Below are 15,235 nucleotides of genomic sequence, written 5' to 3'. Positions count from 1 at the left end.
TTAATATTGAGCATTGAGCCAAAAAAATATCACTGGATACATATGGTACCGTCAACATTTCTTCGTTCTAAACCCGCGCGTTGTCTGCCCGTACTGCTGGCTGCTCTGATCTTCGCTGGCTGCGGCACCCATACCCCGGATCAAAGCACGGCGTTTTTACAGGGTACGGCACAGGCAAACTCCAGTTACTACCTACAGCAAATGCAGCAAAGCGCGAATGATAGCAAGACCAACTGGCAATTACTCGCCATTCGTGCACTGCTGCAAGAGGGCAAAAAGCAGCAGGCCATCGATCTGTTCAACCAGCTGCCGGCTAACCTCAACAAAACGCAGGCCCGCGAGCAGTCGCTGCTGGCGGTAGAAGTTAAGCTGGCCCAGAACGATTTCCCGGGCGCTCAGGCGCTGCTCAGCAAGCTCGATCCGACAAGCTTTGAGACCAACCAGCAGCCTCGCTACTGGCAGGCGCAAATCGATGCCAGCCAGGGACGCCCGTCAATTACCCTGCTGCGCGCCCTTATCGCCCAGCAGCCGCTGCTAAGCCAGCCGAAACAGCAGCAGAAGAATATCGACGAGACCTGGAAAGCGCTGACCTCAATGACCCAGGATCAGGCCAACGCGCTGGTTATCAATGCCGACGAGAACGTCCTGCAGGGCTGGCTGGATCTGCAGCGCATGTGGTTTGATAATCGTAACGATCCGACCCTGCTCAAAGCCGGAGTGAAAGACTGGCAGACCCGCTATCCGCAGAACCCAGGCGCGAAGATGCTGCCGACGGCGCTGGTGAACATGCAAAATTATAAGCCGGCATCAACCAATAAAATCGCCCTGCTGCTGCCGTTAAACGGCCAGGCGGCGGTATTTGGCCGCACGATACAGCAGGGATTTGAGGCGGCGAAAAACGGCGCCCCGGCGGTTGCCGGAAGCGCGGTGCCTGCGCAGGTCGCACAGGCGGCAAACGCCGCCGGGGGCGAGGTAGTCAGCCCGTCGCAGGCGGAAATCAGCGATCTCACCGCGGCAAACGCCGCGCAGGCGCCGGTACAGACGCCGGCAGCGGACCAGGCGACGCCGCCGGCAACAGAGCCGGTCACTGCACCAACCGCCGCTCCGGCTGCTGCACAGAGCACGACGCCAGCGGTAACGCCAGCCGCCACCAGCGATGCGCCTGCCGACGCCGCTCAGCCGCCGGTGACGGCGCCGCAGACCCAGACGGTTGCCTCAACCCCGGCCAACCCTGCTGCCGAACTGAAAATCTACGACACCACCAGCCAGCCAATGAGCCAGCTGCTGGCCCAGGTGCAGCAGGACGGCGCGACCATCGTCGTCGGGCCGTTGCTTAAAAACAACGTCGAAGAGGTCATTAAAAGCAACACCTCCCTGAACGTCCTCGCGCTGAACCAGCCGGAAAAAGTCGAGAACCGCGCCAATATCTGCTATTTCGCCCTCTCCCCGGAAGACGAAGCGCGCGATGCGGCACACCATATTCACGATCAGGGCAAGCAGACTCCGCTGCTGCTGGTTCCGCGCGGATCGCTGGGCGATCGCGTGGTCAGCGCCTTTGCCAACGAGTGGCTTAAGATCGGCGGCGGCACGGTTTTACAGCAGCGTATTGGCTCAACCTCCGAGCTGAAGTCCAGCGTCAACAGCGGTATCTCGTTGACCGGTAGCCCGGTGTCCACCCTGCCTTCCGCTCAGGATAGCGCGCTGGGTAGCCCGAGCGACGTGCCGGTCAGCAGCGGCGGCAGCGTCGATGCCGCCTGGATCCTCGCGACGCCGGAACAAATTGGCTACATCAAACCGATGATCGCCCTGCGCAACGGCAGCCAAAGCAACGTCACGCTGTACGCCAGCTCTCGCAGCGCTCAGGGCACCGCTGGCCCGGACTTCCGCCTGGAAATGGACGGCCTGCAGTACAGCGAAATCCCAATGCTCGCCGGCAGCAACCCGGCGCTGATGCAGCAGGCGCTGTCCGCCGTGCGTAACGACTACTCGCTGGCGCGCCTGTACGCGATGGGCGCCGACGCCTGGTCGCTGGCCAACCATTTCTCGCAAATACGTCAGGTGCCGGGCTTTGAGCTGAACGGCAACACCGGCGATCTGACGGCCACGCAGGACTGCGTGATCAACAGGAAACTGTCATGGCTCAAGTACCAGCGCGGACAGATCGTCTCAGCCAACTAGCCAAACGAACCGGCGACGTCTGGGAAGCCCAGGCCCGCCGTTGGCTGGAAAGCCAGGGACTGCGTTTTATCGCCGCCAACGCCCGCGAGCGGGGCGGCGAGATTGACCTGATAATGCGCGACGGGGCGGTTACCGTCTTTGTCGAAGTGCGCTATCGTCGTAGCGCAGGCTACGGCGATGCCGCCTCCAGCGTCACGCTGAAAAAGCAACAACGACTCCTCCATACCGCGCGTCTGTGGCTCTCCCGACATAATGGGAGCTTTGATACTGTGGATTGCCGTTTCGATGTGGTAGCCTTCACCGGAAACGACATCCAATGGCTGAAAAACGCCTTTGGCGAATAGCGTAAACGAATTTAAGGGATCCCGTGCTCGATAGAATTAAAGCCTGCTTCACTGAAAGCATTCAAACCCAAATTGCAGCAGCGGAAGCACTCCCGGACGCCATCTCCCGTGCGGCGATGACCCTCGTGCAGTCACTCCTCAACGGCAACAAAATCCTCTGTTGTGGCAATGGCACCTCTGCCGCCAACGCACAGCATTTTGCTGCCAGCATGATCAATCGTTTCGAAACGGAGCGCCCTGGTTTACCTGCCATTGCACTAAATACCGATAATGTGGTCTTAACGGCAATAGCCAACGATCGCCTGCATGACGAGGTTTACGCCAAGCAGGTGCGCGCGCTTGGGCACGCTGGTGATGTACTGCTGGCGATCTCCACCCGCGGCAATAGTCGGGATATCGTGAAAGCCGTGGAAGCGGCCGTCACTCGCGATATGACCATCGTTGCGTTAACCGGCTATGACGGCGGCGAGCTGGCTGGCCTGCTGGGTCAGCAGGACGTCGAAATTCGCATTCCCTCGCATCGCAGCGCGCGTATTCAGGAAATGCATATGCTTACCGTCAACTGTCTGTGCGATTTGATTGATAACACGCTTTTTCCACACCAGGACGAATAAGGAGAACACATGAAGGCTCTCTCGCCCCTCGCCATCCTTCTTTCTGCGCTACTGCTTCAGGGATGCGTTGCCGCAGCAGTCGTCGGAACGGCAGCAGTCGGCACCAAGGCCGCAACGGACCCGCGTACGGTCGGCACACAGGTCGATGACAGTACGCTTGAGCTACGCGTCAACAGCGCGTTGTCGAAAGATGAACAAATTAAGAAACAGGCCCGCATTAACGTCACCGCCTACCAGGGCAAAGTCCTGCTGACCGGTCAATCTCCGGTGGCCGATCTCTCCGCGCGCGCGAAGCAAATTGCGATGGGCGTCGAAGGAACCACGGAAGTCTTTAACGAAGTGCGTCAGGGTCAGCCGATTGGCCTCGGCACCGCCTCTTCGGATACCTGGATTACCACCAAGGTTCGCTCCCAGCTGCTGGGCACTGACCAGGTTAAATCATCGAACGTGAAGGTGACGACCGAAAACGGGGAAGTGTTCCTGATGGGGCTGGTTACCGACCGCGAAGGTCGCGCGGCGGCGGATATCGCCAGCCGGGTCAGCGGCGTTTCTCGCGTCACAACCGCGTTTACCTACCTCAAGTAAGCACCGCATTTCGGGCGACAACCCCTCAGCGCTGTCGCCCGGAAAATCATCACAGTAACGCCAGCCCGCCAACAATCGCGCCGCACAGCGCCACCAGCCCGCCGGTCAGCCAAAGGGCCTTCGCCGGAAACGCCTTATGCAGCATAATCAGCGACGGTACGCTGACCGCAGGCAAAGTGATCAGCAGAGCCAGCGCCGGCGCAACGCCCATTCCCGCCAGCATCATGGTTTGAACGATAGGGATCTCCGCCGCCGTCGGGATAACGAACAGGCAGCCGGCTATCGCCATCGCCAGGACCCAGAACAGGGTGTTACCGACCACGCCGTCGGCATGAGGGAACAGCCAGACGCGCGCCGCACCCAGCGCCAGCACCGCCAGAATATAGACCGGGATCGTGTTCCAGAACAGCGTCCACAGCGCCCGCAGCCAGCGGCTGAAGAAACCGCCCTCGGCAATTTGCGGGGAAACGTCGGGCACTGCCGCCGGCTGAGTCGCGGCCTCTTTCACCCATTTTTGTACCAGCGTCGCCACCACCAGCACGGTCGCAAGACCGGCCACCAGGCGAATCAAGGCAAACTGCCAGCCCAGTACAAATCCCATGAACACCAGCGTCGCCGGATTCAGCAGCGGGTTACCCATCCAGAACGCCAGCGCGCCGCCCATCGACACCTGCTGTTTACGCATGCCTGCCGCCACCGGCGCGGCGCAGCAGGTACACATCATGCCGGGCAGAGCGAAAATCGCCCCCAGCAGCGTACCGCGAAAACGCGATTGCCCCAGCGTGCGCAGCAGCCAGTTGCGCGGGATCAGCACCTGAATCAGCGAGCCCAGCAGTACGCCCAGCACCGCCGCTTTCCAGACCGCCAGGAAGTAGACCAGCGCGTAATCCCACGCGGCTTTTAGCGGGTTGCTATCGGCCTGGGCGAGAATAGATTTTCCAATGCTGTGCGTTTCCGCGGCGGTGAAGGCCTTACCGTAATAGGGCTGCCATTTAACGAACCACAGGCCAACGATGACGACGAGAAAAAAGAGCGCGGGCTTCCACCATTGAAAAGATGATGCCGCCTGAGATGAAGACTGACCAGTCATAGCATTCCCCAGCAAGAAATGTGGTTATACAGCGAAGCGCTGAATATTACGCCTCGCTGGCGGCGATTTCACGCAGTTTTGCCGATGGCAGAACGGTGACGCCTTCCTGAGCGGGCGCGAGCGCTTCGCTGAGCATCGCCTGTGCGACGTCGCGGGCGTCGATTGACTTCCAGTTCCCCGGCAGCAGGCGGAACAGCGGCGCCAGCAGCGCTTCATTGGCGCGCTTGTTGTCCCGCTCGCCCAGCAGCATAGAGGGGCGCAGGATCGTCAGATTGCGCCACGCCTGAGCGCGCAGCGCCTGCTCCATTTCCCCTTTGACGCGGTTGTAGAAAAACAGCGAATGCGGGTCGGCTCCCATGGCGCTGATGACCAGCATATGTTTCGCCCCCAGCCGTAGTCCGGTCAGCGCCGTATCCACCACCAGCGTATAGTCAGCATGAATAAAGGCCGCTTTGCTCCCCGCCTCGCGTCGCGTGGTGCCCAGGCAGCAAAAGACGGTGTCTATCGGATCAACGACCTGCGCCAGCGCGTCGCTCAGCTGAGGGTCATGGGGATTGAATACGCCTTGCGTATCCGCCAGCGGGCGGCGAGTGGGCGCGGCTATCGCCGAAATGCTCGGCTCACGCACTAACATTCGAAGTAAGTGCTCACCAACTAAACCGGTCGCGCCTGTTATCAGCACCTGGCTCATGATCTCTCCTGAGGTTCCGCCGCGACGGGCGACGGATAGCTTGAGAAAAAGTATGCAAGAAAAGGGAGGATTTGCACGTCTGCCGGGGGAATTACTCTCTGGCAGCCTCGCGCTGCCAGTGCAGCTTCTTGCCGAAGCCGAGGGTATTGTCGGTAAACTTGAGCTCGTCGGGGCGGATTTCCCACACCGCGGCAGGTAGCGCGCGGGCAACCGGGAAGCGCCTCACGTAGCGTTGACGCATCTCTGCCTCCTCGTCTCCGTGAAGCCGGCGAATCTCGCCTTTAAACTGAACTCCGCGGATCAGCGCCACGGTTTTCGGCTGACCATTTACCGTACCGGCAACCTTAGCGCGCTCGCCGGTCATTTGGCCATGGCGAGTTTTCTCGTCGCTAAGAAGATAAAATGCCACGTTTTCAGGATCATAAATATAGAAAGCGTTGGCACACCAGAGCTCACCCTCGCTGGCGACGCACCAGGTGACGACGTGCTGTTTGCCCAGCCAGCGGCCGATCGCGGCAAGCGTATCCATCTTTTTTCTCCAGTATGCTATGGTGCACACACCTTAACATACCGACCTTTGGACCGTGCGCTGGTTTCTCTATCTGATTCGTACCGCCGATAATCGCCTCTATACCGGGATTACCACCGACGTCTCTCGCCGCTTTTGTCAGCATCAGGAGGGCAAAGGAGCGAAAGCTTTACGTGGGAAAGGCGCGCTGCAGCTGGCCTTTAGTCAGGAAGTTGGTGAACACTCACTAGCACTGAGGCTGGAGTATCGCATCAAGCAGCTAACGAAGCGCCAGAAGGAGCGCCTCGTTGCCGGAGATGGTACCTTTGAAACCCTGCTGGAGAGCCTTAGAAGCGATTGAAGTGGTCGCTGTACTCGACCAGTCCGTGGACCCCTTGCAGCGCGTCATCGGCCAGAGGGCGTATCTGAAACGCCTCAGAGGTGTCCGGCCAGCGGCAGCGCAGATCGAAGCGCGCGGCCGGTTCAAAGCCCAGGCGGCCGTACAGCGCCGGCTCGCCGAGGGTAACGACCGCGGCGTAGCTAAATTCATTCAGCGAATCCAGCCCTTCATAGACCAGCTGGCGGCCAATGCCCTGACCGCGGTAGCTTTCATCTACCGCCAGCGGCGCCATGCCAACCCACTGCAGCTCTTCGCCTTCAACGGAGACCGGGCTGAAGGCAACATAGCCAACCACCTGACCTTCATCGTCCGTTGCCACCACGCCTAGCGTGATCAGGCCATCTTCCCGCAAATCGTGCACCAGCTGCGCTTCGGCATCGCCGCCGAAGGTTCGGCGCAGCAACGCGTCGATTCCCGGTGCATCAATTCCAATTTCAACTCGAATCAGCATGCCTCACCTACCGATGTCTGTTCAGGTTTCCGCGGGCTGCTTAGGCCAGCTTCAACAAAATCCGCCAGTTGCAGCAGCATGATGCGCAGCGCTTTCGGCATCTGCTCCAGCTCAATGGCATCCATCAGGTTTTTGACGTACAGCCCCAGCTCGGTATCGCCTTCGATAACCAGCCGACGCTGGAAGAATAGCGTATCCGGATCCTGCTTACGCGCCGCGATCATCAGCAGATCGCTGGCATCAGCGCTAAAGCTGACGTCCGCTTCTGCCGTCGGGCTAACCACCAGCCGACCCTCGCTCACTGAGGTATACCACAGCAGGCCAATATCGCGCACATTAATACTTAACCAGCGGCCTTCGAGAAAATCCAGTTCTCCATCCGCCAGCGCCTGACGAAACTGCCAGCTGAGCACCTGCTCCAGCACCTGGCGCTTGAGGGCAAAAGGCGCCAGCTTAACCGGCACGCTCATCAAAGACGGGCCAAAGTGGACCAGCCGGGAACGCAATTTATCCAACACAAGCTTAACTCCATGAAAGCGACAGTTCCGCTATTGTGCCATATCAAATAAACAACATAGCGGCGTAAATCAACAAAATCACCATGACGGGTACCTATTATTGGCGCAACCAATCCGCTTTTAACTGCCTCAAATCAAAAATTGTCACCAGAAGGTTAACTAAAATCCCTGCTCGCTAACCATTCAGCGTCGCCGACAGGCCGCGTTTTTCAGGAAAAATTATGGAGCTGCTCTGCCCAGCCGGTAACCTCCCGGCGCTTAAGGCGGCCATCGAAAACGGTGCCGATGCCGTGTATATCGGGCTGAAAGATGACACCAACGCCCGCCACTTTGCCGGTCTTAATTTCACCGAAAAGAAGCTGCAGGAAGCCGTCAGCTTCGTCCATCAGCATCGCCGCAAGCTGCATATTGCGATCAACACCTTCGCCCACCCGGACGGCTACGCCCGCTGGCAGCGCGCGGTGGATATGGCCGCCCAGCTGGGGGCCGATGCCCTGATCCTCGCCGATATCGCCATGCTGGAATATGCCGCCGAGCGCTATCCGCATATTGAACGTCACGTGTCGGTTCAGGCGTCTGCGACCAACGAAGAGGCGGTGCGCTTCTACCACCGCAATTTCGACGTCGCCCGCGTGGTGCTGCCGCGCGTGCTCTCCATCCACCAGGTCAAACAGCTGGCGCGCGCTACCCCGGTTCCGCTGGAGGTCTTCGCCTTCGGCAGCCTGTGCATTATGGCGGAGGGCCGCTGCTATCTCTCCTCGTACCTGACCGGTGAATCACCGAATACCGTCGGTGCCTGTTCGCCCGCGCGCTTCGTTCGTTGGCAGCAGACTCCGCAGGGCCTGGAGTCGCGGCTTAATGAAGTCCTGATTGACCGCTATCAGGACGGCGAGAACGCCGGCTACCCCACCCTGTGCAAAGGCCGCTACCTGGTCGACGGCGAGCGCTATCACGCGCTGGAAGAGCCCACCAGCCTGAATACCCTTGAGCTGCTGCCGGAGCTGATGGCGGCAAATATTGCCTCGGTGAAAATTGAGGGCCGCCAGCGCAGCCCGGCCTACGTTACCCAGGTGGCGAAGGTCTGGCGTCAGGCTATCGATCGCTGTAAAGCCTCCCCGCAGGATTTTGTCCCACAATCCGCATGGATGGAGACTCTCGGCGCAATGTCCGAGGGAACGCAAACCACCCTTGGCGCCTATCACCGTAAATGGCAGTGAGAAACGTGATGAAATATTCATTAGGGCCGGTGCTGTACTACTGGCCAAAAGAGACGCTGGAAGATTTTTACCAGCATGCGGCAGGCTGTAGCGCCGAGACGATTTATCTCGGTGAAGCGGTATGCAGCAAGCGCCGCGCGACCAAAGTCGGCGACTGGATCGATATGGCAAGAATGCTGGCGAGCAGCGGCAAGCAGGTGGTCCTCTCGACCCTCGCCCTGGTTCAGGCCTCCTCTGAGCTGGGGGAGCTGAAACGCTACGTCGACAACGGCGAGTTTTTGATTGAGGCCAGCGATCTGGGGGTCGTCAATATGTGCGCTGAACGCGGGCTGCCGTTCGTCGCCGGTCATGCGCTCAACTGCTATAACGCCGTAACCCTGCGCCTGCTGCTCAAGCAGGGAATGGTGCGCTGGTGCATGCCGGTCGAGCTTTCCCGCGACTGGCTGATGAACCTGCTGACGCAGTGTGAAGAGCTGGGGATCCGCGAGCGGTTCGAGGTTGAAGTGCTGAGCTATGGCCACCTGCCGCTGGCCTACTCCGCGCGCTGCTTTACCGCCCGCTCTGAAGACAAACCGAAGGATGAGTGCGAAACCTGCTGCATCAAGTACCCCAACGGCCGCGACGTGCTGTCGCAGGAAAACCAGCAGGTCTTTGTGCTCAACGGTATTCAGACCATGAGCGGATACGTCTATAACCTCGGCAACGAGCTGGCGTCGATGCGCGGCCTGGTCGATATGGTTCGCCTGTCGCCGCTGGATGACAAGGTCTTTGCCACGCTCGATGCCTTCCGGGCAAACGAAAACGGCGCCTCGCCGCTGCCGCTCACTGCCAACAGCGAGTGCAACGGCTACTGGAAACGGCTGGCCGGGCTGGAGCTACAGAGCTGATAAACCGCTCACTTTGTTAATAGCTATCGTCACTTTTTAATGCACTATTGAAGCCGCAGCTTTTCTGGCCGGCGCGCCCCGAATGCGCCAGGCTGGAAGAAGACCTTCAATCTGATGACTATGCTGTAGCAAAGTGAGCCTTTATGACTGACAAATCTATTCCGTTCTCGGTGCTCGATCTGGCACCGATCCCGCAAGGTTCTTCGGCGAAAGAAGCCTTCTCCCATTCGTTAGACCTGGCGCAGCTGGCTGAAAAACGCGGCTATCACCGCTACTGGCTGGCGGAGCACCATAATATGGTCGGTATTGCCAGCGCCGCGACGTCGGTGCTTATCGGCTATCTGGCGGCCAACACCCGCACTCTGCACCTCGGTTCCGGCGGCGTGATGCTGCCCAACCACTCGCCGCTGGTGATTGCCGAGCAGTTTGGCACGCTGAATACCCTCTATCCTGGCCGCATCGATCTCGGTCTTGGCCGCGCCCCGGGCAGCGATCAGCCCACCATGCGCGCGCTGCGCCGCCACATGAGCGGTGACGTCGATAACTTCCCGCGCGATGTTGCGGAGCTGGTTGACTGGTTCGATGCCCGTGACCCGAATCCGCACGTGCGCCCGGTGCCCGGCTACGGCGAGCAGATCCCGGTATGGCTGCTTGGATCCAGCCTCTACAGCGCCCAGCTGGCGGCGCAGCTCGGCCTGCCGTTTGCCTTCGCTTCGCACTTTGCGCCAGACATGCTGTTCCAGGCCCTGCACCTCTACCGCACGCATTTCAAACCCTCGGCGCGGCTGGAGAAACCCTATGCGATGGTGTGCATCAATATTGTTGCCGCCGACAGTAACCGCGATGCGGAGTTCCTGTTTACCTCAATGCAGCAGGCTTTCGCTAAGCTACGCCGGGGTGAAACCGGCCAGCTGCCGCCGCCGGTGGAGAATATGCATCAACTGTGGTCTGCCTCCGAGCAATACGGCGTACAGCAGGCGTTGAGCATGTCTCTGGTCGGGGATAAGGCGAAGGTACGTCACGGTCTGGAGTCGATATTGCGCGAAACCCAGGCCGACGAGCTGATGGTTAACGGCCAGATTTTCGATCATCAGGCGCGCCTGCACTCGTTTGAGCTGGCGATGCAGGTGAAAGAGGAGCTGTTGGGTTAACGTCCACCCCGCTTCCCGGCCGCGCGTAATGCCGGCCGGGAAGCGAACTCGCTATTGATAAACCGGCAGAACGTTAAAGCTCGATAAGAAGTGGACGATAACGTTGCCGACACCGAACAGCAGAATCAGCGCAATCATCGGCTTTCCACCCCAAACGCGGAATTGTGGGCTACCGAAGCGCTTACGCGATGCGCGCGCCAGCAGAGCCGGGACGATTGCCGCCCAGATGGTTGCCGCCAGTCCCGCATAGCCGATGGCATACAGGAAGCCGTTCGGCCACAGCAGGCCACCGATAACCGGCGGTACGAAGGTCAGGAGCGCGGTCTTAAAGCGCCCCAGCGCGGAGTCATCGAAACCGAACAGGTCCGCCAGATAGTCAAACAGCCCCAGCGTGACGCCGAGGAACGAGCTCGCTACCGCAAAGTTTGAGAATACCACCAGCAGCAGATCCAGGCTGCGGCTGTTCAGCACGCCGCTCAGCGCCTGCACCAGTACATCGATGTTACCGCCCTTCTGTGCGATGCCGACAAACTCCGCGCGCGGGATATTGCCCATCGTCACCAGCAGCCAGATAACGTACAGCCCCAGCGCCAGCAGCGTGCCGTAAACCAGGCAGCGCGTAATGGTGCGCGGATCTTTGCCGTAGTACTTCATCAGGCTGGGGACGTTGCCGTGATAGCCGAAGGATGCCAGGCAAAACGGCAGCGTCATCAGCAGGTACGGCATATAGGATGCGTTTTGCTCGGCCACGTTGAACAACGTCGTCGGCTGTACGTGTCCCAGCAGGCTGCCGAAGGTCAGGAAAAACGTAATGACCTTCGCTCCCAGCACAATCGCCGTCATGCGGCTTACCGCCCTGGTGCTCAGCCAGACGACAAACGCCACCAGCAGGGCAAAGCCCAATCCTGCCGCCCGCGCCGGAACGTTGAGCGACATCTCGGAAAAGGTATGGTGCAATATTGAGCCGCTGGCCGAGATGTAGGCGTAGGTGAGGATATAGAGCACGAAGGCAATCGAAACGCCGTTAATCAGGTTCCAGCCTCTGCCGAGCAGATCTTTGGTGATGGTATCGAAGCTGGAGCCAATGCGGTAATTCAGGTTGGCTTCCAGAATCATCAGCCCGGAATGCAGCATGCAGAACCAGGTGAAAACCAGAGCCGCCAGCGACCAGAAGAACCACGCGCCGGACATGACCACCGGCAGAGAAAACATGCCCGCGCCAATAATGGTTCCGCCGATAATCACCACGCCGCCAATTAAGGACGGGCGCGATGCCGTAGTGGTTAGTGTCGCCATTTAGCGTAATCTCCAGTCAATAATACTTTGCTCATCGTTAGCGTGCAGCACTGTACCAGTACACGAGTACAATTGAAATAAAAAAAGCCCCAATCGTTAAGATCGGGGCTGTATCATTTTCTTTACGCTAGCGGATGCTAATTACGCATCGCCACCGAAACGACGACGGCTTGAAGAGTCATCCCGACGCGGGGCTGAATCTTCGCGACGCGGCGCTGAATCATCACGGCGCGGAGCATGACCTTCACGACGCGGTGCCTGGCCTTCACGACGTTCGCCGCTGAAACGACGACCATCACCACGACCGCCTTCGCGACGTTCACCGCCGAAACTACGACCGCCTTCACGACGTTCGCCACCACCGAAAGCACGGCCGCCTTCACGACGTTCACCGCCGCCACGACGCTCGCCACCGCTACGCTCAGGGCGCGGCTGGGCATCGCCCATCAGCTGCATGTTCATCGGCTTGTTCAGGATACGGGTACGAGTAAAGTGCTGCAGCACTTCGCCCGGCATGCCTTTCGGCAGCTCGATCGTTGAGTGGGTACCGAACAGCTTGATGTTACCGATGTAACGGCTGCTGATGTCGCCTTCGTTAGCGATAGCGCCAACAATGTGACGAACTTCAACACCATCGTCGCGGCCCACTTCAATGCGATACAGTTCCATATCGCCAACGTCACGACGCTCGCGTTTAGGACGATCTTCACCGCTACGCTCAGTACGCTCAGGACGGTCGCCACGCGGGCCACGGTCATTGCGATCGTTACGGTCATTACGACGTTCGAAACGATCGTCGCGATCGCGGAATTCGCGTTTAGCACGCATCGGCGCATCCGGCGGCAGGATCAGAGGACGTTCGCCCTGAGCCATTTTCAGCAGTGCTGCGGCCAGAGTTTCGATATCCAGCTCTTCGCCTTCAGCGGACGGCTTGATGTTCGTCAGCAGCGCACGGTACTGATCCAGATCGCTGCTTTCCAGCTGCTGCTGAACTTTAGCGGCGAATTTTTCCAGACGGCGTTTGCCCAGCAGCTCTGCGTTCGGCAGCTCTACTTCCGGAATGGTCAGCTTCATGGTGCGTTCGATGTTACGCAGCAGACGGCGTTCGCGGTTCTCAACGAACAGCAGCGCACGGCCTGCACGACCTGCACGACCGGTACGGCCGATACGGTGAACGTAAGATTCGGAGTCCATCGGGATGTCGTAGTTAACAACCAGGCTGATACGTTCAACGTCAAGGCCACGGGCCGCAACGTCGGTCGCAATCAGGATGTCCAGACGACCATCTTTCAGACGCTCCAGAGTCTGCTCACGCAGGGACTGGTTCATGTCACCGTTCAGCGCGGCGCTGTTATAGCCGCTACGCTCCAGCGCTTCGGCCACTTCCAGGGTCGCGTTTTTGGTACGAACGAAGATAATCGCCGCATCAAAATCTTCCGCTTCCAGGAAACGCACCAGCGCTTCGTTTTTACGCATGCCGTAAGCAGTCCAGTAGCTCTGGCTGATGTCCGGGCGAGTAGTAACGCTGGACTGGATGCGCACTTCCTGCGGCTCTTTCATAAAGCGGCGGGTAATACGACGGATCGCTTCCGGCATAGTGGCAGAGAACAGAGCGGTCTGATGACCTTCCGGGATCTGAGCCATGATAGTTTCTACGTCTTCGATGAAGCCCATGCGCAGCATTTCGTCAGCTTCATCCAGCACCAGACCGCTCAGCTTAGAGAGATCCAGAGTACCGCGCTTCAGGTGGTCAAGCAGACGACCCGGGGTACCGACAACAATTTGTGGTCCCTGGCGCAGAGCACGCAGCTGCACGTCATAACGCTGGCCGCCGTAAAGGGCTACCACGTTTACGCCGCGCATATGTTTAGAGAAGTCCGTCATCGCTTCAGCAACCTGTACCGCCAGTTCGCGGGTCGGCGCCAGCACCAGGATTTGCGGTGCTTTGAGCTCAGGATCAAGATTGTTCAGCAGCGGTAAAGAGAACGCTGCAGTTTTACCGCTACCGGTCTGGGCCATACCCAGAACATCGCGGCCGCCCAGCAGATGCGGAATGCATTCAGCCTGGATCGGAGATGGTTTTTCGTAACCCAGATCGTTAAGGGCTTCAAGGATAGGAGCCTTCAGGCCCAGATCTGCAAAAGTGGTTTCGAATTCAGCCATGTAGTACGTGTGCCTCAAAATTAATGGCGGCCAGTCTACATAACTCAACGTGAAAATTTACAGTAATTTTCATTGAAAAGTGTGAACCGGCTCAAAGTAGGTGTATTAACGAACAACAACGCCCTCACCCGCGAAGGTGATGGCAATAAAAATTTGGGCTGATGTTTGTTCGTCAGCTATTGCTGGTCCGATTCTGCCAGGTCATCTTGCTCCTGGCCCAAGAGCGATAATTCCAACAATGCGTATCGGTGCTCAACGTAGTTGTGAACGTTGTTTGCGACCGCCAGTTTGAACAGTGCCGTAGCGCTGTCCTTGTCCCCCAGACTTAGGTAGTACTTACCTAAATAGAAGTTGGTTTCACTGAGATGCTCAGCGAGCGAGGTGTTATCCGTTGCGTCTGCCTTCAAACGATCCATCAGCGTTTTTTCGCTAATACCGTTAAGGTAGAACTCGACAATGTTCCATCCCCATTGCTCTTTATCCGATTTGTCGAAGCGCTGTTTCAGTGCTTCAAGCGCCTGCTTCTCGTCGAGTTTGCGCTCAGCGAGATAAAGCCACAGGCTACGGAAAGGATCATTGGGATCGTCTTGATAAAACGCCAGCAGATCATCTTGCGCTAACTTAGCACGACCCCCGTAATACAGGGCGATGCCTCGATTTAAGTGCGCGTAGTTATAAGTTGGATCAAGCTCAAGTACAGAATCAAACGCTTCATAGGCAGCATCAAAATTGCCTGCCTGCGTTAAATATATGCCTAAGTAGTTGAATACTTCGGGCATATCAGGTCGGATTGCCAGCGCTTGTGAAAAATCGTTTCGCGCTAGTGCCCTCAGACCGAGACTATCATACAACACTCCGCGCTCATATAAAAGCTGTGCGCGTTCATCATCGGTTAAAGCCCGACTGGCAAGAATTTGTTCCATGCGCGCCAGAATCACTTCTTGCTGCAAAGTCGGTTGCAATGGCACCGCGAGGACTGCGTCCTTACGCCAGGCAGAGTTGCTGCATCCTGCCAGCGTGAGAGCTGTCGCCACGAAACACCAGCGCAAAAAAGGCTTCATTTCCCACTCCCGAAGACAACGATTGGATGAACGTCCAGTTCCCCGGCTGCAAACAAGGCGTCCTGCCCGTAATACGCCCTC

17 protein-coding genes are annotated in these 15,235 nt (G+C 58.5%); 8 read left to right on the top strand and 9 right to left on the bottom strand.

What is annotated here, in order from left to right:
* The first annotated feature begins 42 nt into the window (after positions 1-42).
* Genes HCK03_RS02755 through dolP form a run of 4 tightly spaced genes read left to right on the top strand, consistent with a single transcriptional unit; the run spans position 43 to position 3,721 of the window.
* A complete protein-coding gene (locus HCK03_RS02755) occupies positions 43-2,178 on the top strand; it encodes a penicillin-binding protein activator (RefSeq protein ID WP_167691096.1) in 2,136 nt (711 codons plus the stop codon).
* Positions 2,136-2,522 carry a YraN family protein gene (locus tag HCK03_RS02750; protein ID WP_167691095.1) on the top strand — a complete coding sequence of 129 codons (387 nt, stop codon included), beginning with the start codon at positions 2,136-2,138 and terminating at the stop codon, positions 2,520-2,522. Before HCK03_RS02755 ends, HCK03_RS02750 begins: the two co-directional genes overlap by 43 nt.
* Before the next feature lie 23 nt (positions 2,523-2,545).
* The gene (gene diaA, locus HCK03_RS02745; RefSeq protein ID WP_041147373.1) at positions 2,546-3,136 is read left to right on the top strand and encodes a DnaA initiator-associating protein DiaA; all 591 of its coding nucleotides are present in this window, start codon (positions 2,546-2,548) and stop codon (positions 3,134-3,136) included.
* A 9-nt stretch (positions 3,137-3,145) separates the two neighbouring features.
* Positions 3,146-3,721 carry a division/outer membrane stress-associated lipid-binding lipoprotein gene (gene dolP, locus HCK03_RS02740; protein ID WP_041147374.1) on the top strand — a complete coding sequence of 192 codons (576 nt, stop codon included), beginning with the start codon at positions 3,146-3,148 and terminating at the stop codon, positions 3,719-3,721.
* A gap of 49 nt (positions 3,722-3,770) precedes the next feature.
* Here the strand turns inward: dolP and HCK03_RS02735 are convergent, their stop codons facing one another.
* The 3 genes from HCK03_RS02735 to HCK03_RS02725 all read right to left on the bottom strand — a co-directional run bounded on the left by HCK03_RS02735 (position 3,771) and on the right by HCK03_RS02725 (position 6,031).
* Complete coding sequence (locus HCK03_RS02735) at positions 3,771-4,811, bottom strand: permease (protein WP_115191796.1); 1,041 nt, start codon at positions 4,809-4,811, stop codon at positions 3,771-3,773.
* 46 nt (positions 4,812-4,857) lie between these two features.
* Positions 4,858-5,502 carry an NAD(P)H-binding protein gene (locus HCK03_RS02730; RefSeq protein WP_167691094.1) on the bottom strand — a complete coding sequence of 215 codons (645 nt, stop codon included), beginning with the start codon at positions 5,500-5,502 and terminating at the stop codon, positions 4,858-4,860.
* Between the two features lie 91 nt (positions 5,503-5,593).
* Positions 5,594-6,031, bottom strand: a complete 438-nt coding sequence (locus tag HCK03_RS02725) for a YhbP family protein (protein WP_041147377.1) — start codon at positions 6,029-6,031, stop codon at positions 5,594-5,596.
* 55 nt (positions 6,032-6,086) lie between these two features.
* On the opposite strand from HCK03_RS02725, the gene HCK03_RS02720 reads away from it, so the two are divergent.
* Positions 6,087-6,371, top strand: a complete 285-nt coding sequence (locus HCK03_RS02720; protein ID WP_115191794.1) for a GIY-YIG nuclease family protein — start codon at positions 6,087-6,089, stop codon at positions 6,369-6,371.
* Here HCK03_RS02720 and HCK03_RS02715 read toward each other — a convergent pair.
* Both HCK03_RS02715 and ubiT read right to left on the bottom strand, forming a co-directional pair.
* Complete coding sequence (locus HCK03_RS02715; RefSeq protein ID WP_041147379.1) at positions 6,358-6,861, bottom strand: GNAT family N-acetyltransferase; 504 nt, start codon at positions 6,859-6,861, stop codon at positions 6,358-6,360. The genes HCK03_RS02720 and HCK03_RS02715 overlap by 14 nt on opposite strands.
* Positions 6,855-7,379: a ubiquinone anaerobic biosynthesis accessory factor UbiT gene (ubiT, locus tag HCK03_RS02710; protein WP_041147380.1), complete on the bottom strand. Its 525-nt coding sequence runs from the start codon at positions 7,377-7,379 to the stop codon at positions 6,855-6,857. Before ubiT ends, HCK03_RS02715 begins: the two co-directional genes overlap by 7 nt.
* A gap of 221 nt (positions 7,380-7,600) precedes the next feature.
* Between ubiT and ubiU the strand changes: the two genes are divergently transcribed.
* From ubiU to HCK03_RS02695, 3 genes are all read left to right on the top strand, one after another.
* Complete coding sequence (ubiU, locus tag HCK03_RS02705; protein WP_041147381.1) at positions 7,601-8,596, top strand: ubiquinone anaerobic biosynthesis protein UbiU; 996 nt, start codon at positions 7,601-7,603, stop codon at positions 8,594-8,596.
* Between the two features lie 8 nt (positions 8,597-8,604).
* Positions 8,605-9,483, top strand: coding sequence for a U32 family peptidase (locus HCK03_RS02700; RefSeq protein WP_167691093.1), 879 nt, complete (start codon positions 8,605-8,607; stop codon positions 9,481-9,483).
* 143 nt (positions 9,484-9,626) lie between these two features.
* The gene (locus tag HCK03_RS02695; RefSeq protein WP_041147383.1) at positions 9,627-10,634 is read left to right on the top strand and encodes a luciferase-like monooxygenase; all 1,008 of its coding nucleotides are present in this window, start codon (positions 9,627-9,629) and stop codon (positions 10,632-10,634) included.
* A gap of 51 nt (positions 10,635-10,685) precedes the next feature.
* On the opposite strand, the gene mtr is transcribed toward HCK03_RS02695, so the two are convergent.
* From mtr to nlpI, 4 genes are all read right to left on the bottom strand, one after another.
* Positions 10,686-11,930: a tryptophan permease gene (mtr, locus tag HCK03_RS02690; RefSeq protein WP_041147384.1), complete on the bottom strand. Its 1,245-nt coding sequence runs from the start codon at positions 11,928-11,930 to the stop codon at positions 10,686-10,688.
* Between the two features lie 141 nt (positions 11,931-12,071).
* A complete protein-coding gene (locus HCK03_RS02685; protein ID WP_041147385.1) occupies positions 12,072-14,093 on the bottom strand; it encodes a DEAD/DEAH family ATP-dependent RNA helicase in 2,022 nt (673 codons plus the stop codon).
* Entirely contained in the window at positions 14,086-14,166 is an 81-nt protein-coding gene (gene yrbN, locus HCK03_RS02680; protein WP_115191791.1) for a protein YrbN, read from the bottom strand. Before yrbN ends, HCK03_RS02685 begins: the two co-directional genes overlap by 8 nt.
* A 103-nt stretch (positions 14,167-14,269) precedes the next feature.
* Entirely contained in the window at positions 14,270-15,154 is an 885-nt protein-coding gene (gene nlpI, locus HCK03_RS02675; RefSeq protein WP_167691092.1) for a lipoprotein NlpI, read from the bottom strand.
* Between the last annotated feature and the right edge of the window lie 81 nt (positions 15,155-15,235).

Origin of the sequence: Klebsiella terrigena, from assembly GCF_012029655.1 — a bacterium.
Taxonomy (GTDB): Bacteria; Pseudomonadota; Gammaproteobacteria; order Enterobacterales; family Enterobacteriaceae; genus Klebsiella; species Klebsiella terrigena.
The sequence above is the reverse complement of the archived record's forward strand: the minus strand, read 5'-3'. Positions and strand labels throughout refer to the sequence as shown.

Coding starts and splice junctions, on each gene's coding strand:
- HCK03_RS02755 (WP_167691096.1), top strand. CDS start 43: ATGGTACCGTCAACATTTCTTCGTTCTAAACCCGCGCGTTGTCTGCCC.
- HCK03_RS02750 (WP_167691095.1), top strand. CDS start 2,136: ATGGCTCAAGTACCAGCGCGGACAGATCGTCTCAGCCAACTAGCCAAA.
- dolP (WP_041147374.1), top strand. CDS start 3,146: ATGAAGGCTCTCTCGCCCCTCGCCATCCTTCTTTCTGCGCTACTGCTT.
- HCK03_RS02735 (WP_115191796.1), bottom strand. CDS start 4,811: ATGACTGGTCAGTCTTCATCTCAGGCGGCATCATCTTTTCAATGGTGG.
- HCK03_RS02730 (WP_167691094.1), bottom strand. CDS start 5,502: ATGAGCCAGGTGCTGATAACAGGCGCGACCGGTTTAGTTGGTGAGCAC.
- HCK03_RS02725 (WP_041147377.1), bottom strand. CDS start 6,031: ATGGATACGCTTGCCGCGATCGGCCGCTGGCTGGGCAAACAGCACGTC.
- HCK03_RS02715 (WP_041147379.1), bottom strand. CDS start 6,861: ATGCTGATTCGAGTTGAAATTGGAATTGATGCACCGGGAATCGACGCG.
- ubiU (WP_041147381.1), top strand. CDS start 7,601: ATGGAGCTGCTCTGCCCAGCCGGTAACCTCCCGGCGCTTAAGGCGGCC.
- HCK03_RS02700 (WP_167691093.1), top strand. CDS start 8,605: ATGAAATATTCATTAGGGCCGGTGCTGTACTACTGGCCAAAAGAGACG.
- HCK03_RS02695 (WP_041147383.1), top strand. CDS start 9,627: ATGACTGACAAATCTATTCCGTTCTCGGTGCTCGATCTGGCACCGATC.
- mtr (WP_041147384.1), bottom strand. CDS start 11,930: ATGGCGACACTAACCACTACGGCATCGCGCCCGTCCTTAATTGGCGGC.
- HCK03_RS02685 (WP_041147385.1), bottom strand. CDS start 14,093: ATGGCTGAATTCGAAACCACTTTTGCAGATCTGGGCCTGAAGGCTCCT.
- yrbN (WP_115191791.1), bottom strand. CDS start 14,166: ATGAAAATTACTGTAAATTTTCACGTTGAGTTATGTAGACTGGCCGCC.
- nlpI (WP_167691092.1), bottom strand. CDS start 15,154: ATGAAGCCTTTTTTGCGCTGGTGTTTCGTGGCGACAGCTCTCACGCTG.